General features: G+C 68.9%; 22 protein-coding genes. 12 read left to right on the plus strand and 10 right to left on the minus strand.

Annotated features, from left to right (window positions below; translation table 11 throughout):
- The first annotated feature begins 165 nt into the window (after window positions 1–165).
- Complete coding sequence (locus EQ874_RS16690; protein WP_129977467.1) at window positions 166–849, plus strand: hemerythrin domain-containing protein; 684 nt, start codon at window positions 166–168, stop codon at window positions 847–849.
- 106 nt (window positions 850–955) lie between these two features.
- Window positions 956–1,246, plus strand: a complete 291-nt coding sequence (locus EQ874_RS16695; RefSeq protein WP_129977468.1) for a hypothetical protein — start codon at window positions 956–958, stop codon at window positions 1,244–1,246.
- A gap of 37 nt (window positions 1,247–1,283) precedes the next feature.
- Here EQ874_RS16695 and EQ874_RS16700 read toward each other — a convergent pair whose 3' ends face one another.
- Window positions 1,284–2,129 (minus strand): SDR family oxidoreductase, encoded by an 846-nt coding sequence (locus EQ874_RS16700; protein WP_129977469.1) that lies wholly within the window; start codon window positions 2,127–2,129, stop codon window positions 1,284–1,286.
- Window positions 2,130–2,159: 30 nt separating this feature from the next.
- Complete coding sequence (locus tag EQ874_RS16705) at window positions 2,160–3,494, minus strand: wax ester/triacylglycerol synthase domain-containing protein (RefSeq protein ID WP_129977470.1); 1,335 nt, start codon at window positions 3,492–3,494, stop codon at window positions 2,160–2,162.
- On the opposite strand from EQ874_RS16705, the gene EQ874_RS16710 reads away from it, so the two are divergent.
- A complete protein-coding gene (locus EQ874_RS16710; protein WP_129977471.1) occupies window positions 3,493–5,511 on the plus strand; it encodes a prolyl oligopeptidase family serine peptidase in 2,019 nt (672 codons plus the stop codon). The two genes, EQ874_RS16705 and EQ874_RS16710, sit on opposite strands and share 2 nt — an antisense overlap.
- A 52-nt stretch (window positions 5,512–5,563) precedes the next feature.
- Here the strand turns inward: EQ874_RS16710 and EQ874_RS16715 are convergent, their stop codons facing one another.
- Entirely contained in the window at window positions 5,564–6,568 is a 1,005-nt protein-coding gene (locus tag EQ874_RS16715) for a LacI family DNA-binding transcriptional regulator (RefSeq protein WP_064062647.1), read from the minus strand.
- Between the two features lie 102 nt (window positions 6,569–6,670).
- Here EQ874_RS16715 and EQ874_RS16720 point away from each other — a divergent pair, with 102 nt between their 5' ends.
- The 4 genes from EQ874_RS16720 to EQ874_RS16735 are packed head-to-tail and all read left to right on the plus strand — an operon-like array spanning window position 6,671 to window position 11,215.
- Complete coding sequence (locus tag EQ874_RS16720; RefSeq protein WP_129977472.1) at window positions 6,671–8,029, plus strand: MFS transporter; 1,359 nt, start codon at window positions 6,671–6,673, stop codon at window positions 8,027–8,029.
- Window positions 8,026–8,496 (plus strand): type II 3-dehydroquinate dehydratase, encoded by a 471-nt coding sequence (aroQ, locus tag EQ874_RS16725; protein WP_064062649.1) that lies wholly within the window; start codon window positions 8,026–8,028, stop codon window positions 8,494–8,496. Before EQ874_RS16720 ends, aroQ begins: the two co-directional genes overlap by 4 nt.
- The gene (locus tag EQ874_RS16730) at window positions 8,493–9,359 is read left to right on the plus strand and encodes a shikimate dehydrogenase (RefSeq protein ID WP_129977473.1); all 867 of its coding nucleotides are present in this window, start codon (window positions 8,493–8,495) and stop codon (window positions 9,357–9,359) included. The genes aroQ and EQ874_RS16730 overlap by 4 nt, the downstream gene beginning before the upstream one ends.
- A complete protein-coding gene (locus tag EQ874_RS16735) occupies window positions 9,359–11,215 on the plus strand; it encodes a sugar phosphate isomerase/epimerase and 4-hydroxyphenylpyruvate domain-containing protein (RefSeq protein WP_129977474.1) in 1,857 nt (618 codons plus the stop codon). Before EQ874_RS16730 ends, EQ874_RS16735 begins: the two co-directional genes overlap by 1 nt.
- On the opposite strand, the gene EQ874_RS16740 is transcribed toward EQ874_RS16735, so the two are convergent.
- On the minus strand, window positions 11,201–12,058 hold the full coding sequence (locus tag EQ874_RS16740) for an alpha/beta fold hydrolase (RefSeq protein ID WP_064062652.1): 858 nt from the start codon (window positions 12,056–12,058) through the stop codon (window positions 11,201–11,203). The two genes, EQ874_RS16735 and EQ874_RS16740, sit on opposite strands and share 15 nt — an antisense overlap.
- 160 nt (window positions 12,059–12,218) lie before the next feature.
- On the opposite strand from EQ874_RS16740, the gene EQ874_RS16745 reads away from it, so the two are divergent.
- Entirely contained in the window at window positions 12,219–12,560 is a 342-nt protein-coding gene (locus tag EQ874_RS16745) for a PASTA domain-containing protein (protein WP_064062653.1), read from the plus strand.
- A 210-nt stretch (window positions 12,561–12,770) separates the two neighbouring features.
- On the plus strand, window positions 12,771–12,974 hold the full coding sequence (locus EQ874_RS16750) for a PspC domain-containing protein (protein WP_064062654.1): 204 nt from the start codon (window positions 12,771–12,773) through the stop codon (window positions 12,972–12,974).
- 600 nt (window positions 12,975–13,574) lie between these two features.
- Here the strand turns inward: EQ874_RS16750 and EQ874_RS16755 are convergent.
- The 5 genes from EQ874_RS16755 to htpG all read right to left on the minus strand — a co-directional run bounded on the left by EQ874_RS16755 (window position 13,575) and on the right by htpG (window position 20,147).
- Entirely contained in the window at window positions 13,575–14,591 is a 1,017-nt protein-coding gene (locus EQ874_RS16755; RefSeq protein WP_129977475.1) for an alpha/beta hydrolase family protein, read from the minus strand.
- A 289-nt stretch (window positions 14,592–14,880) separates the two neighbouring features.
- Entirely contained in the window at window positions 14,881–16,506 is a 1,626-nt protein-coding gene (gene groL, locus EQ874_RS16760) for a chaperonin GroEL (protein ID WP_016932760.1), read from the minus strand.
- 255 nt (window positions 16,507–16,761) lie between these two features.
- Window positions 16,762–17,286, minus strand: coding sequence for a DUF6764 family protein (locus tag EQ874_RS16765; RefSeq protein WP_129977476.1), 525 nt, complete (start codon window positions 17,284–17,286; stop codon window positions 16,762–16,764).
- A gap of 114 nt (window positions 17,287–17,400) precedes the next feature.
- The gene (locus tag EQ874_RS16770; protein WP_064062655.1) at window positions 17,401–18,177 is read right to left on the minus strand and encodes an HAD-IIA family hydrolase; all 777 of its coding nucleotides are present in this window, start codon (window positions 18,175–18,177) and stop codon (window positions 17,401–17,403) included.
- Window positions 18,178–18,221: 44 nt separating this feature from the next.
- On the minus strand, window positions 18,222–20,147 hold the full coding sequence (gene htpG, locus EQ874_RS16775; protein ID WP_129977477.1) for a molecular chaperone HtpG: 1,926 nt from the start codon (window positions 20,145–20,147) through the stop codon (window positions 18,222–18,224).
- A gap of 122 nt (window positions 20,148–20,269) precedes the next feature.
- Between htpG and EQ874_RS16780 the strand changes: the two genes are divergently transcribed.
- Complete coding sequence (locus tag EQ874_RS16780) at window positions 20,270–21,520, plus strand: FAD-dependent oxidoreductase (protein WP_129977478.1); 1,251 nt, start codon at window positions 20,270–20,272, stop codon at window positions 21,518–21,520.
- Here the strand turns inward: EQ874_RS16780 and EQ874_RS16785 are convergent.
- The gene (locus EQ874_RS16785) at window positions 21,495–22,043 is read right to left on the minus strand and encodes a helix-turn-helix transcriptional regulator (RefSeq protein ID WP_129977479.1); all 549 of its coding nucleotides are present in this window, start codon (window positions 22,041–22,043) and stop codon (window positions 21,495–21,497) included. The two genes, EQ874_RS16780 and EQ874_RS16785, sit on opposite strands and share 26 nt — an antisense overlap.
- Window positions 22,044–22,151: 108 nt before the next feature.
- On the opposite strand from EQ874_RS16785, the gene EQ874_RS16790 reads away from it, so the two are divergent.
- Entirely contained in the window at window positions 22,152–22,670 is a 519-nt protein-coding gene (locus EQ874_RS16790; RefSeq protein ID WP_129977480.1) for a DUF1707 domain-containing protein, read from the plus strand.
- A gap of 55 nt (window positions 22,671–22,725) precedes the next feature.
- On the plus strand, window positions 22,726–26,205 hold the full coding sequence (locus tag EQ874_RS16795; protein WP_129977481.1) for a bifunctional RecB family nuclease/DEAD/DEAH box helicase: 3,480 nt from the start codon (window positions 22,726–22,728) through the stop codon (window positions 26,203–26,205).
- The last annotated feature ends 34 nt before the right edge of the window (window positions 26,206–26,239 follow it).

The following is a 26,239-nucleotide window of genomic DNA, read 5'->3' on the forward strand; positions in this document are numbered from 1 at the left end:
AATGCGACGACGACACCGCCGGCGCCGGGACGGTACGGAAAGCGTGGAGTGATGCTCACGGACCGAGCACGCGGAGACGTTCTCGGTGACCACTTGGTGCGCACCGGCCCCTGGCGTGTGCTCGGCGCCAAGTGGGTTCCAAGTCCGGCCGCGCACGCTACCGGCATGACTTCCGCATCCCTCACCCCGCGCCTCACCACCGACGACGAGCTGCTCGGAATGCGCCTGGCGCACCGCGTGATCCTCCGTGACGTCACCCGACTCAGCGAACTGGCCGACCGGATGCTCGCAGATCCGTCGAGCTTCGACAGGGCCCGCTACGCGGCGACCGCCGACTACGTCGGCCTGTTCGTCGCGAGTCTCCACCACCATCACAACGTGGAGGACCTCGCGCTCTGGCCGTTGATCACCGCCTCGGCCGGACCCCACGTCGACTTCACCGAACTCACCGACGACCACGACGAACTCGACCCGCTCCTCGACGAGCTCGGCGAGTTCACCCGCGGGCTCCCCGAACCGGCGGCGGTGGCCGGTTTCGCGCGTACCTTCCGCATACTGAGCGACCTGCTCCACGAGCACATCGCGGACGAGGAGCGGTCCGTCTTCCCGCTCATCACCGGGCATGTCCCGTCCGAGGCGTGGCAGCGGTTCGAGAAGGACGCCCAGCGCGGCGGTAGGGCAGACTTCGACCTCACCCGCTTCTTCGCCGTGATGACCGAGGAGGAGACCGCACGGGTACGCGGGGAACTGCCTCTCGCGGTGCGGTTGATGGCCGCCGTGTTCTCCCGCCGGCAACGACGGCGTGAGCGCGCGGTGTTCGGCCGGCCCGACCGTTCCCCGATCGGATGATGGCGTGGGTCATCCGGTTCGGGCATGATGTCGCCGTGCGTGTTCCCCGTCGAGATCAACCCGCGCGGCGCGAGGCCGCTCGGGTGTTCGACACGGGAGAACCCACATGGAATACAACGCGATGATCGAAATCGACGCCGACCTCGATCGCCTGACCGACGCCGAGACCGTCGACCTCATCGAACCGATCGTCCCGCATCACGGGGCGGTGGGGCGCAGCGACAACGGCCGCGCCCAGCTCGTCATCACCGTCGACGCCGTCGACGCGATCCACGCCCTGCGGTTCGTGCGCGACCTGATGCAGGCCTCGTACCCGTCCTACCGCGTGAACGCGGTGGACGTGATGCCCACCGGGGCGTTCGACGCGTTCTACGGATTCGGCGACTGTTTCGCCTGACGTGAGAGCCCGGTGAGGGTCCGCGCCGCGCGGACCCTCACTTCCGGCGTCCGAACCTCCGCATGGCGAGCAGGTACCGGGGGATCGACCGGAGCGGAACCCGCACCGGCCAGTCGTCGGGGCGGAAGTAGGCCTCCGTGCCGCCGTCGACCACCACGACGCTTCCCGTCATGAAGTCCGCCGCCGGGGACAGCATGAACTCGACCCACTGCGCGATCTCCTCGGGCTTCCCGAAGCCGCCGAGCGGAACGGGGAAGCTTTCGACCGCCTTCCCGAGGGGACTGTCGAGCTGCGCGTCGAGCAGTGGGGTGGAGATCGCTCCCGGTGCGAGGACGTTGAGGCGGATACCCGCTCCTGCCCACTCGGGGGTTACCGCAGCCCGGCGCGCCCACCGGGTCACGGCGATCTTCGACGCCGCGTAGGTGAACGGCGGACCCGTCTGCGGGATGCGCGTGGCGCGGGCGACGCCCTTGTCCATGTCGCCGGCGAGGAACGCCTTCACCGCCGAGTTCGGCACGCCGGGCGTCGTCGTCGTCGAGTTGGACCCGAACACCACGACCTTGCTGTTGCCGGAGGCGACCAGCGCCGGCCGCCAGCCGACGAGCAGGTCGATCACGCCCCGCACGTTGACCTGCGCGACGATCTTCTCCTTGCCCGGGGTGGGACCCAGCCCCGCGGCGAGTACGGCGCCGTCGAGACGGCCGCCCGCCAGCTCGAGCGTCGTGCGGACTGCATCGGAGCGGCCCTGGGGGGTGGACAGATCCGCCGTGACCTCGGTGTCCTTCAGGTCGATGCCGATCACCGTGTGCCCGGCAGCCCGTAACCGTTCCGCGCTCGCCCTGCCCATTCCCGACGCGGCACCCGTCACCGCATATACCGCCATGTACCCCTCCATCGTTCGATTCGGGGCACGCTACAGCGCGGCGACCGCCTCGCGCAGCAGGGTGACGTACCGAGCGAGACCGGTCGCATCGACCACCTCCGGGGAGGTCGTCACCGAGAGGGTCACCGCCTCGCCGATCCCGTGCACGCCGTGCGTGAGGGCCTGCACCGGCGACAAGCCGGGGAAGCCGGAGGTGAACCGCACCCGGCCGCCACCGAGTTCCAGGTCGGCCCGGCCGCGGTCGACACTCGAGACGACGGTGTTGCCGGTGACGGTGGGCGGGACGACGGACAGGTCGAGGCGGTCGGTGCCGAAGCGCAGCAGCGGTGCCGGGACGTGATCGTCGGTGCGGGCGCGTACCGCCATCGCGGGGTGGCGCGCGCGGATCCGCTGCGACGCCAGGTCGGCGGCGATCGCCACGGCACGCTCGTGCGGGTCGCGGATGGTGCAGTGCAGGTCGACTCCGACGTTGCGGTAACTGTTGCGGGAGGTCGCGGTGGGCACCGCGACCGGTACTTCCGCGGACAGTTCGCCGACACCGAGGAAGTCCGACAGGGCGGCACCGATCACGGTGAGCGCACCGACGGTGACGGTGCCGACGCGGCGCAGGTCTGCGGTGTCGACCACGACTGTGCGCACCGCCCGGCGCGGTCCGGGCGCGGTGTTCACGGCCACCAGCGGCCTCCCCGGGGCGGGTTGCGGAACCGACGGGTCGGCGAGTTGCCGTTGCGCTTCGACCGCCCGTCGCCCGTCGGCGATCACCCGCGGGATCGACAGAGGCAGCCGCAGGAGAGCGCGCGCGAGCATCCCGGCCGGCGAGGGGGCACGCGGCGGGGTCGTGGGTGTGGCGATGCCCGACAACAGGTCCCGGGCCAGCGCGGACGTGCGCACCCCGTCGGCGAAGGCGTGCGACATCTGCAGGACGACGACGAGCGCGGGACCGTTTCCGCGCGGAGCATCGGCGACCTGCTGGAAGATGTGCAAGCGCCACGGTGAGACGGTGACGTCGACGCGGGTCGCGACGAGCCCGGACAGCACGTCGAGCACCTGCCCGTAGCTGCCGGATTCGTGGACGACGAACCGATCCTCGGTGGGCGCGTGCGCTGTCCAGTAGGGATAGTCGAGACCCGCGGGTACCTCGACCATCCGCACCTGGAGCTCCCCCATCGCCGCCACCCGTGACCGGAGGTCGGCGAGCACCTCGGCGACCGGAACCGCGGGGGCGTCGAAACAGTAGAGGGCGAACAGGTCGCCCGGGATTCGGTCGCCGAGCCATTCTCGGCGCGCGTCCGACGGATGCATCTGCACGAGGTCACAGTCTGCCTGCCGCCCGCGGCAGGTGCGGGGCGGGTATGAATGGGTCATGAGCGACGACACGACCGATCCGTACCTGTGGCTCGAGGACGTCACCGGCGAGAAACAACTCGACTGGGTGCGTGCCCGGAACGACCGAACGGTCGAGACGTACACCCGCACCGGCGGCTTCACCGACCTCGAATCCCGCATCCGCGAGGTGCTCGACACCGACGCCCGCATTCCGTACGCCCGTCGGCGGGGTGAGTACCTCTACAACTACTGGCGGGACGCCGAGCATGTGCGCGGCCTGTGGCGTCGCACGACGATGGAGCAGTATCTGCGCGACGAACCCGACTGGGACGTCCTCGTCGACCTCGACGCCGTCGCCGAGGAGGAGGGTGAGAACTGGGTGTGGTCGGGAGCCCAGGTGCTGCGGCCCGACCAGACCCGCGCGCTCATCAGCCTGTCGCGCGGTGGTGCCGATGCGAGCGTGATCCGCGAGTTCGACCTCGTCGAGCGGCGATTCCTCTCGGGCCCGGACAGTTTCGAACTGCCCGAGGCGAAGACCGACATCGGGTGGATCGATGCCGACACCGTCTATGTCGGAAGCGATTTCGGCGACGGGTCGCTCACCGACTCGGGCTACCCGCGTCTCGCGAAGAAATGGCGTCGCGGCACGCCGATCGAGCAGGCCGAGACGGTCTTCGAGGGTGAGCGCAGCGATGTCGCCGTCTCCGCGTGGTACGACGACACTCCCGGATACGAACGCACCTTCGTCGACCGCGCGATCGACTTCTACCGGGCGCACCGGTTCGAACTCACCGCGGACCGCGGACTCGTCCGGCTCGACGTTCCCGACGACGCGCGGGTGAGCGTCTACCGCGACCACCTGCTCGTGCGTACCCGATCCGACTGGCTCGGATATCCCGCCGGCACGCTGCTCGCGGCGGACTATCCGGCATTCCTAGCCGGTTCGCGCGAGATGACGGTGCTGTTCGCCCCGGACGAGCACACCTCGCTCGAGCAGTACGCGTGGACGAAGAACCACCTGCTCGTCGTCACACTGCGCGACGTGCAGACCCGCGTGCGGGTGCTCACGCCCGGTGACGACGGCTGGGCCGACGAGGAACTGCCGGGCGTCCCCGACGCCACGTCGACCTCGATCATCGACGTCGATCCGCGCACCGGCGACGACTTCTTCCTCAACTCCAGCGGATTCACGATCCCGGCGACCCTGTTGTCCGGGACGGTCGGCGGCGCGGTGGAGGCGATCAAGCAGGCGCCGTCGTTCTTCGACGCCGAGGGCATCACGGTCGAGCAGCACTTCGCGACGTCCGACGACGGCACACAGGTGCCCTACTTCGTGGTCGGCAGCAACACCGGAACCCCTTCGCCCACACTGTTGTACGGATACGGCGGGTTCGAGAACTCGATGGTGCCGGCCTACAGCGGTGGCGTGGGGCGGGCATGGCTCGAGAAGGGCTACACCTACGTCATCGCCAACATCCGCGGCGGTGGCGAGTACGGCCCCACCTGGCACACCCAGGCACTGAAGGAGAACCGTTACAAGGTCTTCGAGGACTTCGCCGCGGTCGCGAAGGATCTCGTCGCGCGCGGGATCACGACAGCGGCGCAGCTCGGCACCCAGGGCGGCAGCAACGGCGGGTTGCTCATGGGCGTGATGCTCACGCGCTATCCCGAACTGTTCGGGGCGATCGTGTGCCAGGTGCCGCTGCTCGACATGAAGCGTTATCACCTGCTGCTCGCCGGAGCATCGTGGATGGCCGAGTACGGCGACCCCGACAACCCCGCGGAGTGGGAGTTCCTGTCGAAGTACTCGCCGTACCAGAACACCGATCCCGACGCCGCCTACCCGCCGATCCTCGTCACCACGTCGACGCGGGACGACCGGGTGCATCCCGGGCACGCGCGCAAGATGGTCGCGCGTTTGGAGGAACAGGGACACGACGTCTCGTACTACGAGAACATCGAAGGTGGTCACGGCGGCGCGGCCGACAACGCCCAGGCGGCGTTCAAGTCGGCGCTGACGTTCACCTTCCTGGCCGACAAGCTCGCGAACCGGTGACCTTCGGGGAGGTCGTGTGCGTTTTCGTCGAAAAAGACGCACACGACCTCCCTCATCTCGCGGGGCCGGTGGACTCGCGGACGACGAGCTGGGTCGGGAGTACGAGTCCGTCGGCCACCGCGACCCGCTCGTAGGCCTGCCGGGCGAGCATCTCCATGGCTCGCGCCCCGGCGTCCTCGGTGCGTTCGGCGAGCGTCGTGAGCGACGGCTGACACAGGTCGGACCCGAAGATGTTGTCGAAACCGACCACGCTCACGTGCCCGGGCACGGACACCCCGCGTTCGCGCAGCCGGCGCAGCACCCCGATCGCGAGCATGTCGTTGTGGCACACCACCGCGGTGACGCCGGCTGCCACGGCAGCGTCGGCCGCGGCGGCACCGCCTCCGAGCGTCGGCGAGTACGGGCCGAAGCGACGCACCACGATGTCGTGGGCTTGTGCCGCCGCCTGCAGACCGGCCCACCGTCGCGCTCCCGACCACGACTCGGGCGGGCCGCCGAGGAACAGCAGCGAGCGGTGCCCGAGCGACGCGAGATGGTCGACGATCTGACGTGTTCCCGTCTCGTAATCGGCCACGACGCAGGAAATTCCGCGGATCGCGCGGTTGACCAGGGTCACGGCGTCGAGTTCCGCGACGCGCCGGAGCTCGTCGTCGGGCATGCGCGCGGCCGCCAGGACGAAGCCGTCGACCGCCGGCCCCAACCGCCGGATGATGTGCGCTTCGGTGACCGCGCTCTCCTGCGTGTCGGCGAGGACGAGGGTCCGGCCGGAGGCGACGGCGGCGCGCTCGGCCCCCTTGATCACGCCGGAGAAGAAGGGGTTCGTGATGTCGGGGACGAGCAGCGCCAGGGTGTTGGTGCGTCCCGATTCGAGGGCACGGGCCGCGGGGTTGGGGGCGTAGCCGAGCCGGTCGGCGACCTCGAGGATGTGATCGCGGGTGACGACGTTGACCCGGCCCGGGTCGGTGAAGGCGCGGGAGACCGTGGACGCCGCGACCCCTGCCTCGCGGGCCACATCGGTGATGGTGGCGCGTTTCCGGGAACGCGGGGCAGCCGACATGCGGACAGTATGGCAAAAAAATGGCAAACGATTGCCGTGTGCTGCGCCACACCCCTACCGTCCCTGTATCCGATACTGAAGACCCACCCCCCGAGGCACCCGATGACCGAAAACACCACCGTGCAGCGCACGCCCCGCAAGGCGGCACTCGCCGCCTGGAGCGGCAGCGCACTGGAGTACTACGACCTGGCGATCTACGGCACCGCCGCTGCACTCGTCTTCCCCGAGATCTTCTTCCCCGAGGGGAACCAGGCGGTCGCGACCGTCGCATCGCTCGCGACCTTCGGCGTCGCCTACGTCGCCCGCCCCTTCGGTTCCGTCCTGATGGGCCACATCGGCGACCGCTTCGGCCGCAAACTGATCCTCGTCGGCACGCTGCTGCTGATGGGTGTCTCGACATTCCTCATCGGTTGCCTGCCGACCTACGGCCAGGTCGGCATGATCGCGCCGATCCTGCTGGTCGTGCTGCGACTGCTCCAGGGATTGTCCGCCGCGGGCGAGCAGGCCGGCGCGAACTCCATGTCGTTCGAACACGCCCCCGACGACAGGCGCGGCTTCTTCACCAGCTGGACGCTGAGCGGCACGCAGGGCGGCCAGGTGCTCGCACCGCTGATGTTCCTGCCCGTGATCGCCCTGCTGTCCGAGGAGCAGCTGCAGTCGTGGGGCTGGCGCGTGCCCTTCTGGATCAGCGCCGTGATCGTGCTGATCGGCTTCCTCATCCGCCGCAGCCTCGACGAGACCCCCGAGTTCCACGCCGAGAAGGCGCACGACGAGGCACCCAAGGCGCCGCTGGCCGTGCTCTTCCGCCATCACTGGACCAGCGTCCTGCGGGTCTTCTTCGCGGCCTTCATCGCCATGGTGAACACGGCCTTCCAGGTCTTCGCCCTCAACTTCGCCACGGCCGACGAGTACGGCATCGGCATCAGCGACACCACGATGCTGTGGCTGGCGATCGTCGCCAACATCATCGCCGTGGGCACCATCCCCCTGTGGGCCGTGCTGTCCGACCGCATCGGCCGCAAACCGGTCTTCGTCTCCGGTCTGATCGGCAGCGCCGTGATGGTGACGGCCTTCCTGTGGTCGATCTCGCGGGGCGACGTGCCGCTCGTGCTCGTCACCGGCATCCTGCTCGCCGGCGTGATCTACAGCATGCCGAACGCGGTGTGGCCCGCCACCTACGCCGAGTACTTCCCCACCAGCGTCCGCCTGTCGGGCATGGCGATCGGCACCCAGTTCGGCTTCGCCCTCGCCGGTTTCACCCCGGCCATCGCCGGTTCGCTCATGGACGGCAACGCCGACAACTGGTACCGCGTGGCCCTGTTCTGCGTCGGCGCCGTCGTCATCTCGCTGGTCGCGGTGGCCACCGGACCGTCCGGAACCCACAAGGTCCCCACCCGTGAGATCGGCCTGCTCCCCCACGACCGGAACACCGCGCCGGTTCCCGCCGGAGCCGCATCATGAGTGCACGTCCCACCATCGCCGTGCTCAACGGGCCCAATCTCGATCTGCTCGGCACGCGCGACCCCCGTCTCTACGGCACCGCGACACTGGCGGACATCGAGAAATCGTGTCGCCGCACCGCCGACGACCTGGGCTTCGACATCGACTTCCGGCAGACCAACCACGAGGGCGTCCTGATCGATTCGATCCACGACCTACGCGAATCGGCGGCAGGCTTCGTCGTCAACGCCGCGGCCTACACGCACACCTCGGTTGCGCTGCACGACGCGCTGGCCATCGTCGCGGCACCGATCGTGGAAGTGCACCTGACCAACATCCACGCCCGCGAAGAATTCCGGCACCGCTCGTTCGTCGCTCCCGTCGCGAAGGCCGTGATCGCCGGATGCGGCCCCGACGGATACGCGTTCGCCATCCGTCACCTGGCCGCGCTTGCACTCGATACCGAACAGAAGGACCGTTCCCGATGACCACCGCCGCGCCCGCACGCACATCCTTCCTGCTGGGCCTGTTCGGCGCCGGGATCGGCGGTTCGCTCACCCCGGCCATGCAGGAACGAGAGGGCTTCGCCTCGGGTGTGAACCTGACCTACCGCCTCGTCGACGCCGAGCGTCTCGGCTACGGTGTCGACAACCTGGCCGAGATGCTCGACTGGGCACAGCGATTCGGTTTCGACGGGCTCAACATCACGCATCCGTTCAAGCAGGTCGTCATCCCGCTGCTCGACGAGTTGTCCGACGACGCCCACGATCTCGGGGCCGTCAACACCGTGGTCTTCCGAGACGGGCGCGCGATCGGCCGCAACACCGACTGGTCCGGTTGGGGACGCGCCTTCCGCCGGCGCCTGCCCGACGCCGTCTCCGACCGCGCCGTGCTGGTCGGGGCCGGTGGTGCCGGGTCGGCCGTCGGGTACGCGCTGCTCGAACAGGGCTCCGCGCACGTGTCCATCGTCGACGTCGACGTCGAGAAGGCGCAGGCCTGCGCGACCCGCCTCGCCAAACGGTTCGGCGACGACCGGGTCGCCGCGACCACCGACCTCGCCGGGGCCCTGGCCTCGGCGCAGGGCCTGGTCAACGCGACCCCCACGGGCATGACCGGTCATCCCGGGCTTCCCGTTCCCGCCGAACTCGTCCGCGAGGACCTGTGGGTCTCCGACGTCGTGTACTTCCCACTCGAGACCGAACTGATCCACCTCGCCCGCTCCCGCGGCTGCCGCGTCGTGCCCGGTGGTGGCATGGCCGTCTTCCAGGCCGTGGGTGCCTTCGAGTACTTCACGGGCGTCGAACCCGACGCCGAACGCATGGTCCGACACTTCGAGGAGCTGACCAGCTGATGCGCCGCGGAATCGCCACCGTCTCGCTCTCCGGTGTTCTCGCCGACAAACTCGACGCGATCGCCGCTGCAGGATTCGACGGAATCGAGATCTTCGACAACGACCTCATCGCGTCGCCGCTGTCCCCCACCGAGGTGGCCCACCGCTGCGCCGATCTCGGTCTGTCGATCGATCTGTTCCAGCCGATCCGCGACATCGAGGGCGTCGACCCGCGGCGGTTCCCCGACGTCCTGTACCGCGTCCGCCGCAAGCTCGAGGTGATGAACGAACTCGGCGCGACGACCTTCCTGGCGTGCTCGAACGCGCTCCCGAACGCGATCGACGACCCGGAGCTGTCCGCCGAGCAGCTGCGTATCGTCGGCGAGCTCGCCGCCTCGCACGGGGTCACCTTCGCCTACGAGGCCCTCGCCTGGGGACGGCACGTCAACCGGGTCGGACAGGCGTGGAATCTCGTCGACCGCGCCGACCACCCGGCGGTGACGCTGGCCGTGGACACCTTCCACATGCTCGCGCGCGGCGACGACGGACGCGCCCTGGCCGGAGTCCCGGGCGAGCGCATCGGTTTCCTGCAGGTCGCCGACGCCCCGGTGCTCGAGATGAATGTCCTCGAATGGAGCCGCCACTTCCGCTGCTTCCCGGGGCAGGGCATGCTCGACGTGTCCGGGGTCGTCGCGGCCGTGCTCGACGCCGGCTACGACGGCCCGCTGTCGCTCGAGGTCTTCAGCGACGTGGTGCGCGAAGCGGATCCGCATGTGACCGCGCGCGACGCGATGCGGTCGCTGCTGTTCCTCGAGGACCGGCTCGGTGCGCGGCTCACCGGCCCCGCACGCGAGAAGGTGACGGTCGCGCCGCCGGTGCCGGCGCGCACCGATGCGGCGTTCGTCGAACTCGCCGACCCCGACCGCACCGACTACCCGGCACTGCTCACCGGACTCGGATTCCACATCGCCGGCCGGCACCGCAGCAAGCCCGTCGTGTGGTGGCGCAACGGCGGCGCGAACGTCGTCCTCAACGAAGCGCCCGCGCCGGGCCCTGCCGCGACCGCGCTGGGGCTCGTCGCGCCCGACGTCGCCGCGGTGGCCGAACGCGCCGCCAGCCTGTTGTGGCCCGCGGTCGACCGCACCCGCGGGGAGGGTGAAGCGGGCCTGCCGGGCATCACCTCCCCCTCCGGCCTGCACGTCTTCGTCAGTGCCGAGGCGGGGCAGACCGACGACTGGCACAACGACTTCGTGGCCGACGACGCCCCGGGCACTTTCGTGTCCGACGACGCCGCAGTCACTCCCCCGGCGGACGAGGGATGGCTCGGTCTCGACCACGTCGACGTGACGGTGGCCGCGGACGATCTGAACCAGGAGCTGTCGTTCTTCCGCACCCTGTTCGGGCTGCGCCCGGAGGACCCCGAGGAGTACATCCAGCCGCTGGGCCGCCTGCGTATCCGCGCCCTGCGTGCGGAGAAGGGGGACCTGCGGGTCGCGTTGAACGTCTCCGAGACCGGTGCGGCGCCACAGCCGCACGGCGTGACCCAGCTGGCCTTCGCCACGGCAGACGTCGTCGACTCGGTGCGCCACGCGCGTGCGCGCGGTGTGGAGTTCCTGCGACCACCCGCGAACTACTACGCCGACCTCGATGCGCGGTTCGCGCTCGACCCCGGGCTGCTCGCCGCCCTGCAGAGCAACGGCCTGCTCTACGACCGCAACGACGACGGAGGTGAATTCCTGCACGCCTACACGCTCCCGGTGCAGGGTGGATTCCAGGTCGAACTCCTCGAACGGCGCGGCGGCTACACCGGATACGGCTCCCCGAACGCCCACGTCCGGCTCGCCGCGGCCGCCCGCGCGGGATCAGCGGTCACGTAACCACGCCACGATCGTCGCGACGGTGTCGTCGTTGTCGCGGATCCAGCCGTTGTGGCCCAGGGGCCGCGGATTGTGCCATCGGGTGATCTCGGTGGACGGCAGCTTCTCGAGCAGGTGCTGCGCGGACGCGACGGGGGTGAGTTCGTCGCCGTCGATCGTGATCGACAGGACGGGGAGCGTGAGCCGCCCGATCCGTTCCTCGTAGTCGATGTCCGCGCCGGCCGGTTCGAACCGGCCGGTGCGGGCCAATCGTGCCCAGTCGGAGATCAGGGCGCGCGACTGCCGGCCGAAGCCGGCGACGTCGATCCGGTCGCCGGGCCAGAACCCGGCGACCGCGGCGGTCAGCGACATCGCCGTCGATCCGAGCCACAGCCCCGGGCCGCGGACGCCGCCGTGGTGCCGGTAGTAGGGCGTGCCCGACGCGACGAGGATCAGCCCGCCGAGCCGTCCGCGGATGCGCGCGGCGTAGAGCGCGCCGAGCTGCCCGCCCATGGAGTGACCGAGCAGGTAGGGCGTCGAGTCGGGGAAACGTTCCCGCACCACCTCGAAGACGGCGGGGAAATGCGTCGCGACGATCTCGTGGTAGCCGTACGTGCTGTCCGGTCCCGGCCTCGGACGGCTGTCGCCCTGACCGGCGAGCTCACAGACAGCCGCGTCGAATCCGTGCTCGGTGATCGCCTGCGCGAAGGGCTCGTAGTAACCGGCGGGGATACCGAGGCCCGGGACGACGACCACGACGGCGCGGGAGGCGTCGCGGCGTGTCTCGTGTTCGTGGTCGGGTCCCGCGAAGAGGCGCACCGGCGCCGTGGTGCCGCCGGGAAGCTGGATCGGTACGGTCTCCACCGGCTCAGACTAGGCCGATCCGGACGCGGCGGTTGCCGGTTTCCTCCTCCACCCCGAGTCCGGAATTCAGGGTGGGGATGGGGGTCGTGCCCGGATGTGCTCGGGCCCGGTCGCGGCAGACGATCGAAATGTCCGATCCAGCACCCCTTCGGAGGATCCCATGCGTACCCCTTCCGCTCGCTCCCGTCTCGCGACCGCCGCCGTCCTGTCGATGGGCACTGCCGCGTTCCTTCTCGGAACAAGCACTGCCGCAGCACAACCCGCGCCCGGCGTCGTGGGCATGAGCGAGCAGGACGCGGTCGAGATGCTCGCCGCGAACGATGTGCCGTACACGATCGTCAACCGGTCCGGTTCCGTCGGCGGCGACTGCACGGTGACCGCTCAGCGAGACCGGGGGTACCGGACCGTCGTCGAGTACGAATACGACAGCGACGACAACGAGTTCGACCGTGTCGAGCGTCAGGTGTGGCGAGGGGTAGGTCTGGCGGTCGTGTGCCGCTGACCCGCCTCGAAGGTCGGTCCAGCCCGAAAATACTGTCCCGCAGACCATCTCGAGTATCCTCGCGGCTTCCGAGCACGCCGGGCGACGAGTTGTCCAGGATGATTCCAGCACTCTCCGGCGAGAGTCCGGTCGACCCCGAGTCGAAGATCAGGGTGAAGATCCGGGCCGTTCCCGGATGTGGCGGGATCGTCTCGGCGACAGGATGAATGCATGAACTTCGAGAACCGGACCCCCCGCCCCTTCACCCGCTCCTCGTCCCAGCGCATGCTCGGTGGCGTGTGCGCAGGACTGGCCGAGTACTTCGGCATCGACCTCAACCTCGTGCGCGCAGGCGCACTCCTCACAGCCTTCGTCACGGGTGGCACCGCCGTACTGCTCTACCTCGCATTGTGGATGATCGTCCCCGAACACTGATCGACATCCCGGCCCGAAGAACATGCGACCCCCGATGGACATCATCGGGGGTCGCATGTTGTGCAGGTGGCAGCGGCAGTCGCGAACCACTACGACTGGGCGCTGCCCAGCAGAGCGCTGCCGCTGTCGAGCAGGGTGCCCAGAAGTTCGGTGCCGCCGAGCAGTTCGAGGGCGGAGCCGATGAGTTCGATGATCTCCATGAGAATCTCCTTCGTCCGATCGCATATCGAACGGATTTCGTCCGATCGCTTTACGCCCACCCGGAAATCCGACCGGATTCCATCGGGCTCGAATAGATTCTGGTCACATTCGTCGAGCTTTCGCGACCCGAGAATGCAAAAAACTGGTGTGACGACTTTCACACTCGCAGATTCACCCGAAGAGTCCCCGTAAATCAGCAGTTCAGAGTACTCGCATAAGAATATGGAACGTTCGTACCGATCGATTCGCTTCGGATTCGATATTTCCGATCGACCCGTTTCATCCCGTTCCCGAACAGTTATGGGCGAGTTGCCCGGTCCACCGGAAATATGCCACCGAACGGAAATGCCCGGCTCGACAGAGGTCGAACCGGGCATTCGGCGAGTCGCGGAAGGACCCCTACAGTCCGACCGCCTCGGACAGCACCGGCCACGAGTTGCGCAGATCGTCCTCCCAGTAGTCCCACGAATGCGTGCCCGCCGGGCGGATGTCGATGTGGGCGGGAATGTCCAGTTCCCCGAGGCGCTGTGCCATCCGCTGCGTGCAGTGATGGACGGCTGCCTCGATGCTGCCGCCGACGACCACCTGACCGACGAGTCCGATCGGGTCGTTGTTCACCGACCGGGCCCCGAGCCGCTCGTACTCACCGGGCAGACCCGAGCCCGACGAGATGTACACGTCGATCCCGCGAAGTTTCTCCGCGTGGAGGTACGGATCGTTCTCGATCCATCCCGCGTCCCCCACCGGGCCCCACATGTTCTCGGGATCGCCGCCCTTGACCCGCACGACGGCCTGCACGTACGACTGCCCGAGCGGCGTGCTCGTCTCGGCGCACCCGCTGTACGCCCCGACCGCCTCGTACAACTCGGGCGCTGCCGTCGCGAGGCCGAGAACCGACGTACCCGACATGGACACGCCTGCGATGGCGTTGCGGCCCGACGTCCCGAACTGCGCGTCGACGACCGGCGGGAGTTCGCGCGTCAGGAAGGTCGTCCACTTGTTGCGGCCGAGCACGGGATCGTCGTTCTGCCAGTCGGTGTAGTAGCTGTACCCACCCAGGAGGGGCGTGACGACGTTGATGTTCTTGTCGGAGAAGAAGTCCTCGATGTCGGTCTGCCTCTCCCAGGTGGCGATCCCCTGACCGCCTCCCGAGCCGTTGAGCAGATAGAGCGTGGGACGGGGTTTGCTTGCGTCGGCGGGTGTCCGGACCCGGAGCGGGATCACCTTGTCCATCGACGGCGAGTAGACGTTCGCGATCACGGTGCGGTCGCTTTCGCGCTCGACGGAGGTCAACTCCCCCACCGGCTGTTCGCCGGCCTCTCCCGGCCGCGCGACGGCGCCTCCAGCAGTCGCGAGCACCATCGACGTTGCCACCGCCATCGTGAGCAGTACCCGTCGCAACCGGGACGACCGCATGTTCTCTCCCCTCGTGGATCCGTCTACCTGCACACTGCCGTCCGGCGCCGGATCGGCACGAACCGCCGGAACCGGATGCAGTGGCACTTTCGGGACATTCATCGTGTGCCGAGTCCGTTTCGTAACGGATTTGTCATCGTTCGGTACGAGCGGCCGGAACGATTGGGGAAGAGCACGAGGCCCGACCCCACCGGAGTGGGATCGGGCCTCGCGTGGCTCTACGGGCGGATCGGAAGTCCTTTCCGCCCGGAGGGGCGGATCAGAAGTCCATGCCGCCCGGAGGGGCGGATCAGAAGTCCATGCCGCCCATGCCGCCGGTGGGGTCGCCCGCGGGAGCGGCGGCCTTCTCCGGCTTGTCGGCGACGACGGCCTCGGTGGTCAGGAACAGGGCCGCGATCGACGCAGCGTTCTGCAGCGCCGAGCGGGTGACCTTGACCGGGTCGTTGATGCCCGCTTCGAGCAGGTCCTCGTAGTCGCCGGTCGCAGCGTTGAGGCCGTGGCCGGCCTCGAGGTTGCGGACCTTCTCGGCGACGACGCCGGGCTCGAGGCCGGCGTTGAAGGCGATCTGCTTCAGCGGCGCCTCGAGGGCGACCTTGACGATGTTGGCACCCGTGGCCTCGTCGCCCTCGAGCTTGAGGTCGTCGAGAACCGGGGCGGCCTGCAGCAGAGCCACGCCACCACCGGCGACGATGCCCTCCTCGACGGCAGCCTTCGCGTTGCGGACGGCGTCCTCGATGCGGTGCTTGCGCTCCTTGAGCTCGACCTCGGTCGCGGCACCGGCCTTGATGACGGCGACGCCGCCGGCCAGCTTCGCGAGGCGCTCCTGCAGCTTCTCGCGGTCGTAGTCCGAATCCGACGCCTCGATCTCGGCGCGGATCTGGTTGACGCGACCGGCGATGGCGTCGGGATCGCCCGCGCCCTCGACGATGGTGGTCTCGTCCTTGGTGACGACGACCTTGCGGGCCTGGCCGAGCAGCTCGATGCCGGCGGTCTCGAGGGAGAGGCCGACCTCTTCGCTGACGACCTCGCCACCGGTGAGGATGGCGATGTCGGCGAGCTGGGCCTTGCGGCGGTCGCCGAAGCCCGGGGCCTTGACGGCGACCGACTTGAAGGTGCCGCGGATCTTGTTGAGGACCAGGGTGGACAGAGCCTCACCCTCGACGTCCTCGGCGATGATCAGCAGCGGCTTGCCCGACTGGATGACCTTCTCGAGCAGCGGCAGCAGGTCCTTGACCGTGGAGATCTTGGAGCTGACGAGCAGGATGTAGGGATCCTCGAGCACGGCCTCCTGACGCTCTGCGTCGGTGGCGAAGTAGAGGGAGATGTAGCCCTTGTCGAAGCGCATACCCTCGGTCAGCTCGAGCTGGAGGCCGAAGGTGTTCGACTCCTCGACGGTGATGACACCTTCCTTGCCCACCTTGTCGATGGCCTCGGCGATGAGCTCACCGATCGCGGGATCGCCGGCGGAGATGCCCGCGGTGGCAGCGATCTGCTCCTTGGTCTCGACCTCCTTGGCGGTGTCGAGCAGCTTGGCGGTGACGGCCTCGACGGCCTTCTCGATGCCGCGCTTCAGGCCGAGGGGGTTGGCACCCGCGGCAACGTTGCGCAGACCCTCGCGGACGAGCGCCTGGGCGAGCACGGTAGCGGTGGTGGTGCCGTCACCCGCGACGTCGTCGGTCTTCTTGGCAACTTCCTTGACCAGCTCGGCGCCGATCTTCTCGTACGGATCCTCGAGCTCGATCTCCTTGGCGATGGAGACACCGTCGTTGGTGATCGTGGGGGCGCCCCACTTCTTCTCGAGAACGACGTTGCGACCCTTGGGGCCCAACGTCACCTTGACTGCGTCGGCGAGGCTGTTGAGGCCACGCTCGAGGCCGCGACGGGCCTCTTCGTCGAACGCGATGATCTTGGCCATTGCGAAGTGATCCTCCGGGTATGGGGTGACACCGGAGCGATCGCTCGTCGGATCGCTCCATGTACGCCTTCGGCCGGAAGCAGTGCCCGCGACGGACGACCAGGGGTGTCGAAAACCCGGTCTCACCCTACCGACCTGGCACTCACGTGTTGCGAGTGCTAAGTGCATTCTTAGCACTCGGGGGTGGCGAGTGCAAGATTACCGGCACCCGCCACCCCCGTCACGAAATCCGCGGAAGAGCTACTACGCCCTCACTCACCGCGGCGTCGAACCGACACCCACGGCGCACCACTGCCCCGTTGCCGTGTTGACCGCGAACGACTGGGCGCCGACGCACGTGACGCCGGTGGTGTCGGCCGTCGCGCCCGAACCCCAGCCGGCCACCGACAGGGTCGTCGCCGGACCTTGGGCCCACGAGTGGCTCAATCCCCCGCCGAGCGCATACGCGAACGAACGACCGCCGTCTCGGGCAGCGCTGAGCGCCGTGCCGAAGCCCGTCGCATGGGCTTCGGCTGCGCCGGCCGACTCGGCCACGGACACCGCGGTGCCGCTGTCGGCCGCATACGCCCGAGCGAACGCACCCTCGGCCGTCGCGCCGCAACTGGCGGTATCGGACACGAGGATGTCGTTGGCAGACGGAGGCGACACGCAGGTCACCGGCGCGGCCGTGGCGGTACCGCCACCGAAGAGCGCGGCCGAGGCCACACCGACGGCGACGAGTACACCTGCCCGGAACGAACGGCGCGCGGTGAGAACGGAACGGAAGGAACGAATGGACAAGAACGGCTCCTCTGCACTGGAGTGCCTCTACGCGAAAGGCTGCGTCTGCGCTGAACGGGGCGAGCGCCCCGGCGGTAGGGTACCGATCACATCCGTCTCACGCGACACCACGTGTCACAGGCCGGCGAGAAGTCCGGGAAGATCTGCGACCGAGTCGACGACGTGGTCGGGACGATCGACGGCCAGGTCCAGAACCGATTGCCGGAACTTGCCGGTGCGCACCAGGATTCCCGTCATCCCGAGGCGCTGACCGGGCACGACCTCCCCGGCGAGATCGTCCCCGACGACCACCATCCGATCGGGTTCGACGCCCATCCGCTCCGACGCCACGAGGAAGCCGCGCAGCGACGGCTTGCCCACCGCCACCACCGACCGTCCGGTGAGTTCCTCGAGTCCCGCCAGGTAGACACCGGTGTCGATCCGCAGCCCGTCGGCCGCCTGCCAGGCGAGCGCCCGGTGCATCGCGACCACCGGGACGTCCTCGAGCATCAGTTCGGCGACGCGACTCATCGCCCGATGCGTGAAGGCATCTCCCGCTCCACCGAGGATCACCACCTCCGGATCGTCCGCGTCCAGGACGAGACCGTCGAGATCCGCTGCGATGTCGCCCTCGTTGAGGACCCAGCAGCGCAGACCCGGATAGGTCTGCCGGACATGGTCGACGGTGAGGGACACCGCCGTGACGATCTCGTCCGGCGCCACTTCCATCCCCAGATCCGTGAGCCGCTGCGCGATCTCGGCACACGTACGCGAGGTGGTGTTGGTGAGGAAGGCGCGGCGGACGCCGTCGGCACGCAAGCGTGCCAGGACGTCCGCCGCGCCCGGGACGGGCTGCCACTCGGTGACGAGCACACCCTCGATATCGAACAACACCCCGTCCACATGCGTCATGCGTCGAGCCTATCCGCGCGGTGACTCGCGGAGAAACGCTCGGCCTACACGCTGCCGGCGAGACGCTCGGCGAGCAGGCGGGTGAAGCGTGCCGGGTCCTCGACCTCGCCACCCTCGGCGATCAGCGCCATGCCGTGGAGCAGTTCGGCGACGTCGGCGAGGGTGGTGTCGTCCGGGCGTTGCTCCCGGGCGGCGCGCAGACCCGACACGAGCGGATGGCCGGGGTTGAGCTCGAGGATCCTCTTGACCCGCGGCACCGGCTGGCCCGACGCCTTGTACATCCGCTCGAGGGCGGGCGACATGCTGAAGGTGTCGCCGACGATGCACGCCGGGGAGGTCGTCAGGCGCGACGACAGGCGCACGTCCTTGACGTGCTCGTCGAGGGTCTCCTTCATCCACGACAGCAGGTCGCCGAACTCCTTCTCCTTCTCCTCGCGCTCGGCTTCGGCGATCTTCTTCTCGTCCTCCGTCCCGAGATCGACGTCGCCCTTGGCGATGGACTGGAAGCGCTTGCCCTCGAACTCCGGAACGGAGGTCACCCACATCTCGTCCACCGGGTCGGTCAGGAGCAGGACCTCGATGCCCTTGTCCCGGAACGCCTCCATGTGCGGGGAGTTCTCGAGCAGGTGCCGCGACTCGCCGGTCAGGTAGTAGATCTCGTCCTGGCCGTCCTTCATGCGCTCGACATATTCGGCGAGCGTGGTCTGCTCCTCCTCGCTCGCGGTGGAATCGAAGGACGAGATCGCCAGCAGCGTGTCGCGGTTGTCGGTGTCGGAGATCAGGCCTTCCTTGACGACCCGGCCGAACTCGCGCCAGAACGTCCGGTACTTGTCCCGGTCGTTCGCAGCCATGTCCTTGACGGTCGAGAGCACCTTCTTCGTCAGGCGGCGCCGGATGGCCCGGATCTGCCGGTCCTGCTGCAGGATCTCACGAGAGACGTTGAGCGACAGGTCCTGCGCATCGACGACACCCTTGACGAAACGCAGGTACTCGGGGACGAGATCCTCGCAGTCGTCCATGATGAACACGCGCTTGACGTACAGCTGCACCCCGGTCCGCCGTTCGCGCGCGAACAGGTCGAAGGGCGCGTGTTCCGGGATGAACAGCAGCGCCTGGTACTCGAAGGTGCCCTCGGCCTTGAGCGGGATGACCTCGAGCGGCTCGTCCCAGGCGTGGGCGATGTGCTTGTAGAAGTCCGTGTACTCCTCCTCGGAGACCTCGTCCTTCGAGCGTGCCCACAACGCCTTCTGCGAGTTGAGGGTCTTGGTCTCGAAGGTGACCTCGTCGGTGCCGTCCTCCGTCTTCGTGGTGCGCGAGACCTCCATGCGGATGGGCCAGGCGATGAAATCCGAGTACTTCTTGACGATCTCCTCGAGCTTCCACTGCGAGGTGTAGTCGAAGAGGTGGTCCTCGGCGTCCTCGGGCTTGAGATGCAGGATCACCGAGGTGCCCTGCGGAGCGTCGTCGACCTCGGCGATGGTGTAGGTGGATTCGCCGCTGGACTCCCAGCGTGTACCGGTCTTCTCCCCCGCCTTGCGCGTGACGAGGGTGACCTTGTCGGCGACCATGAACGACGAGTAGAAGCCGATACCGAACTGACCGATCAGCTCCTCGGAGGCCGCGGCGTCCTTGGCCTCGCGCAACTTCTGACGGAGTTCGCCGGTACCGGACTTCGCGAGGGTGCCGATGAGATCGACCACCTCCTCGCGGTTCATGCCGATGCCGTTGTCGCGCACGGTCAGGGTGCGCGCGTCCTTGTCGACCTCGAGCTCGATGTGCAGGTCGGAGGTGTCGACCTCGAGATCCTTGTCGCGGAACGACTCCAGCCGGAGCTTGTCCAGGGCGTCCGACGCGTTGGAGATCAACTCGCGCAGGAAGGTGTCCTTGTTCGAGTAGATCGAGTGGATCATCAGATCCAGCAACTGTCGCGTCTCGGCCTGGAATTCACGCTGTTCGACGTTCGTACTCATTCCGGGTTCCCTTTCCACAAGCAGAACTTCCCCGGAAATAGTAAGCCGTTCGCGAACCCGGCCCGTTCGCGCTTCCGGGTCCATGATGGAGGTGCAGGCTTCGTCGTTCACAGGAGGTTGCGATGACGGTTCGTCGGACGGTGGTCGTCGGTGCGGGAATCGTGGGCTTGTCCACCGCATGGTTCCTGCAGGAGCGCGGCATCGAGGTCACGGTGCTCGACCGGGTCGGGGTGGCGGGCGACTCCTCGTGGGGCAACGCCGGGTGGCTCGCGCCGGCACTGACCTTGCCGCTGCCCGAGCCGGCAGTGCTGCGCTACGGGCTGCGGTCGATGTTCCGGCCGTCGTCGCCGGTGTACGTGCCGCCTACGACCGATCTGCGGCTGTTGCGTTTCCTCGCCGACTTCGCCCGCCACTGCACGACGCGGCGCTGGACGTCGTCGATGGAGATCTTCGCGCGCGCCAATCGCCTCGCCCTGGGTGCCTACGACGATCTCGCCCGCGGTTCCGGGGGCACGATCGTCACCGAGCCGACGCGAATGGCCGATCCGTTCCTGGCGGCGTTCACCTCGGACGACGACCGTCGCGTGCTGGTCGAGGAGTTCGAACACGCGCGCACCGCCGGCAGCGAGATCGACTTCGACCTGCTCGACACCGACACGCTGCATTCGCTCGAACCGCTGCTCGGGGACGCGGTGCGGGTGGGTATCCGCATCCGGGGACAACGGTTCATCGACCCGCCTCGGTTCGTTGCCTCGCTGGCGCACGCCGTGCGCGCACGGGGCGCGGAGATCGTCACGGGCGCCGACGTGGAGGAGGTGCGCGACACCGGTCGCGGGGTGGACGTCGTCGTCGCCGGCGGGGACCCGCGTTCGGCGGATGCCGTGGTGCTCGCGAACGGGGCGTGGCTGGGAGCGCTCGCCCGGTCGTTCGGTGTGCGCACACAGGTGCAGGCCGGTCGCGGCTACAGCTTCAGCGTGCGACCTCCGAGCATTCCGAAGAACCCGGTCTATTTCCCCGCGCAGCGGGTGGCGTGCACACCCCTCCACGACAGGTTCCGTGTTGCGGGAATGATGGAGTTCCGCAGCCCCGACGCCCCACTCGACCCGCGGCGCATCCGGGCGATCGTCGACGCGACACGTCCGCTGCTGCGCGAGGTCGACTGGGACGGGCGTACCGAGGAGTGGGTGGGCTCGCGGCCGTGTACGGCGGACGGGCTCCCGCTGATCGGCCGTACCCGCTCGGATCGGGTGTACGTCGCCGGCGGGCACGGGATGTGGGGCGTGGCGCTCGGCCCCCTCACCGGCAGGCTGCTCGCCGGATCGATGACCGGTGAGCCGGATCCCTTGCTCAGGGCGTTCGATCCGCTGCGCTGACCGGACCGGTTCCGAGCCGGTCGCGCACGCGGTCGAACCAGTCGAGGACCGCCCGTTCGTAGAGGATGCCGAAATCGAGTGTCGCTCCGGCGTGCGGCGGGAGGATGTCCGCAGCCGCCTCCCGTTCGTAATCGGCGAGTTGCTCCTCGTGTCTGCGTCGATGGTCGGCGAGCATCGCGGCGAGGCGCTCGGGCGGGAGGTGATCGCCGAAGGCGACGGTCAGCAGCAGCGGGTGCCTGATGTTCTCGTCGCCCGGTTCGCGGTCGATCCATTCGGCGAAGGCCCGGCGCCCGGCGTCGGTCAACAGGAAGGGCTTGCGGTCGCGCGGCCCCTTCTCACCCGCCTCGATCAGGCCCTGCCGTTCCATCGTGGCCAGTTCCCGGTAGACCTGGCTCGTCGTCAGCGACCAGAACTTGCCGATGCGGGTCTGCGCGGTGGATACCAGGTCCCAGCCCGTTTTGGGGCCTTCGTGGAGGAACCCGAGCAGTGACGCGGCGGTGGCGTTGAGGGGTCGTCCGGTCATGGCCGGTTCCTTTCTCGATCCGGGCACCGAAAACACTTGACATTCCACTGTGGCATATCCACCCTGGAACCAGGCGACATTCCATTGTGGAAGATCCCGGAGGGCACCATGGAACACACATCCCCCGCCGCCCCGACCCGTACCGGCACCGCGGGCCCACCGCTCCGCATCTCCGACGCCGAGCGCGAGACGATCGTCGAGCGACTGGGGCACCACCTCACCGCCGGACGGTTGACCATCACCGAGTTCGACGAGCGCGTCGCCCTGGTCTACCGCGCCACGACACGGGACGACGCCGGCGCCGTCCTCGCCGACCTGCCGCCCACGCCTGCTCCCACCCCGCCCCGGCCCGCCGGGAACACAGTCACACGTCTGCGCCTGCCGCTCCACCAACGCATCGAGTGGGGCGCCTGGGCGGCGGTGGGATCGATCAATCTCGCGGTGTGGGCGCTGGTGTCGCTGGGCACCATGTCGCCGATCTATTTCTGGCCGATCTGGGTCGTCGTTCCGTGGGGCATAGTGCTGGCGGTGCGCACCGCGCTCGGGATCGAGGGCGGGCCCGGCCGCCGCAGTGTGCCCGGTAAGCGCGGAAACAACGGTCCGGCGGGTCCGACCTGTCTGCGATAGTCGGGACGAGCCGTGCCCATCCCGGGCATCCCGCACGCCGGAGACGGAGCCGCCGATGTTTCTGCTCGACGACAGGCTGATGTTCGGCGCCGGAGATCTCACCCGCGCCGCATCGTGCGAATTCGCACTGCTCCGCACGTTCGACTCGGTACTGGGCCGCGTCCCCCGCCCCGAGGCGGAACCCGACGCGATGCTCGAACGCGTCGCCGCACTCGGCGGACACCACGAACAGCACATCCTCGACCGGTTCCGCGCGCAGGTGGGCACGGACGAGGTCGTCGAGATCCCCCGGCCCGCCCACACCGCGCAGGCCCTCGCGGAAGCCGCGCAGGCCACCCTCGAGGCCGTTCGCGCCGGCGCACCCGTCGTCTGTCAGGGTGCGTTCTTCGAGACCGGCCCGGATCCGGCCGGCATGATCGGCTTCTCCGACTTCCTCGTCCGCGAGGACGACGGCTACGCCGTGTACGACAGCACACTGTCCCGGCACGCGAAGGTCGAGGCCCTCCTGCAGCTCGCCGCCTACGCGGACGCCCTCGCCCGCACCGGGACTCCGGTGTCCTCCCACGTACATCTCGTCCTGGGCAACGGTTCGATCGCCTCCTACCCGCTCGCGGAGGTCCTGCCGGTCTACCGGTACCGACGCGACTGTCTCGAAACCCTTCTCACGTCGCACGGCGCTGCCACCGGACCGGCGCGGTGGGGATCGGGCGGGCACACCGCGTGCGGTCGCTGCGACGAGTGCGCCCCGGAGATCGAGCGGAACCGCGACCTGCTGCTGGTCGCCGGGATGCGCAGCACCCAGCGCCTGCGGCTGATCGACGCGGGCGTGTCGACCATCGACGATCTCGCCGCACGTGAGACACCCGTCGGCGGGATGGCGCGCCGCACCTTCGACACCCTGCGGGCGCAGGCACGGGCCCAGCTCGAGGAGGAGAAGCAGGGCGCTCCCTACGCCGAGGTCTACGATGCCACCCCGCTCGGCGTCCTGCCCGCCCCCGACGAAGGCGACATCTTCTTCGACTTCGAAGGCGACCCGCTGTGGTCCGAGGGTGGCAGTTCCGAATGGGGACTCGAGTACCTGTTCGGTGTCGTGGAGGGCACCGCCGACGCACCGGTCTTCCGGCCGTTCTGGGCGCACGACCGCCGGCAGGAGCGACAGGCGCTGCTGGATTTCCTCGACTACGTCACCGACCGCCGGCGCCGGCACCCGAAGATGCACATCTACCACTACGCCCCCTACGAGAAGACGGCTCTGCTGCGGCTGGCCGGTCGGTACGGCGTCGGTGAGGAGATCGTCGACGACCTGCTGCGCGAGGGTGTCCTCGTCGACCTGTATCCCGTGGTGCGCAACTCGATCCGCGTGGGTGCCCGGGCGTACGGGCTGAAGGAACTCGAACCGTTCTACACCGGCGACGCCGAGGCGCGCGAGGGGGATGTCGTCGACGCGGGCGCCTCGATCGTCGCGTACGCGGACTACTGCGCACTGCGCGACGCCGGACGCCACGAGCAGGCGGAGCACGAACTCGCGTCGATCGCCTCCTACAACGAGGACGACTGCGTCTCGACACTGCGCCTGCGCGACTGGTTGCTCACCCACGCCCGCGACCACGGCGTCTTCCCGAGCGAGGTGACGCACGACGAGGCCGCCCCCGACGCGGAAGCGCACCCCGCGGAGACGAAACTGCTCGAATTCGTCGGTGGGGCGCTGGCGGGCGACCGCACCCCCGAGCAGCAGGCCGCCGCCCTCGTGGCTGCAGCCGTGGGCTATCACCGGCGCGAGCGGAAACCGTTCTGGTGGGCGCACTTCGATCGTCTGGCCACGGCCCCCGACGAGTGGGCGGACGGCCGCGACACGCTGGTCGCGGCGACGGCCGACGTCGAGACCGACTGGCACAAGGCCACCCCCCGGCAGCGACTGCTCCGGCGCCGGTTGCGCCTCGCCGGCGAGCTCGAACCGGGCAGCGCGTTGCGGGCCGATCAGGACGTCTTCCTGCTGTACGACGCGCCGGGGCCGGACGGATTGCCCGACGGCGGCGCCGGGACGCGCGCGTGGTCGCGCGGCAAGGTCGTCGAACGCACCACGGGGACGGAGCATCCCGACGTGCTCGTCGTCGACGAGCTGTTGCGGACGGACGAGGAGTACTCCGCACTGCCGGTCGCCGTCACGCCCGGCGCGCCCATCGCGGCGAAGAACATCGACGCGGCGATCGCTTCCGCCGCCGAGGCGATGTGCAGCGGATTGCCGGCGGTGCCGTCGACCGCGGCGGTGGATGTGCTGCGCCGCATCCCTCCCCGTCTGCGCTCCGGCGCCGCGTTGCCACCTCTCGGTGACGATACGGCGGACACCATCGTCACGGCCGTTCTCGCCCTGGACGATTCGTATCTGGCGGTGCAGGGTCCGCCCGGCACCGGCAAGACGTACACCGGGGCCCGCGTCGTGGCGTCGCTGGTGAACGAGCACGGTTGGCGTGTCGGCGTGGTCGCGCAGTCGCACTCGGTGGTCGAGAACATGTTGGCCGGCATCGTCGCGGCGGGAGTGCCGGGCGAGCGGGTCGCCAAGGCGAAATGCCAGAACCCGGAACCGACGTGGGCCGCCTTCCCGGACGCGAAGACGCTTGCGGCACATATCGGTACATCCACCGCCGGCTACGTGGTGGGCGGAACGGCCTGGGACTTCACGAATCCGAATTGCATCGCTCCCGGCAGCCTCGACCTGCTGGTGATCGACGAGGCCGGACAGTTCTGTCTCGCCCACACCATCGCCGTGGCCACGGCCGCGTCGAATCTGCTGCTGCTCGGCGACCCCCGGCAACTTCCCCAGGTCTCCCAGGGCACCCACCCCGAGCCGGTCGACGAATCCGCCCTCGGGTGGCTCGCCGAGGGGCACGGTGCGCTGCCCGCCGACCTCGGCTATTTCCTGCCGGTGACCTGGCGGATGCACCCGGATCTGTGCGCGCGGGTGTCCGACCTGTCCTACGAGGGACGACTGCACTCGAAGACCGAGGTCACCGCACGTCGCGCGCTCGACGGCGTCCCGCCCGGTGTCCGCCTGATCGAGGTGGCCCACGAGGGCAACGCGACCTGCTCGCCCGAGGAGAGCGCCGAGATCGTGCACGGGATCGCGGGCGTGCTCGGCTCCGCGTGGACGGACGACGCCGACTCGCCGCCGCGGCCCCTGGGCGAGGAGGACGTCCTGGTGGTCGCGCCGTACAACGCTCAGGTCACCCGCCTGCGACAGGATCTCGCCGCGGCGGGTCTGCACCGGGTGCAGGTGGGCACGGTCGACAAGTTCCAGGGGCGCCAGGCTGCGATGGTGTTCGTGTCGATGACGGCCTCCGCCGTCGAGGACGTGCCACGGGGGATGTCGTTCCTGCTGTCCCGCAACCGGTCGAACGTGGCACTCTCGCGCGGCGAATGGACGGCAGTGATCGTCCGGTCCGGTGCGCTGACCGATCACCTCCCGTCGACTCCCGACGGTCTGATCGAGCTCGGGGCGTTCCTGCGCCTGACCGAACCCGGCCCTACCGGGACGTGACCGCACTCACATCGTCCGTTAGGATCGACGGCGA

This window comes from Rhodococcus sp. Q1 (assembly GCF_004153645.1).
GTDB classification, from domain to species: domain Bacteria; phylum Actinomycetota; class Actinomycetes; order Mycobacteriales; family Mycobacteriaceae; genus Rhodococcus; species Rhodococcus gordoniae.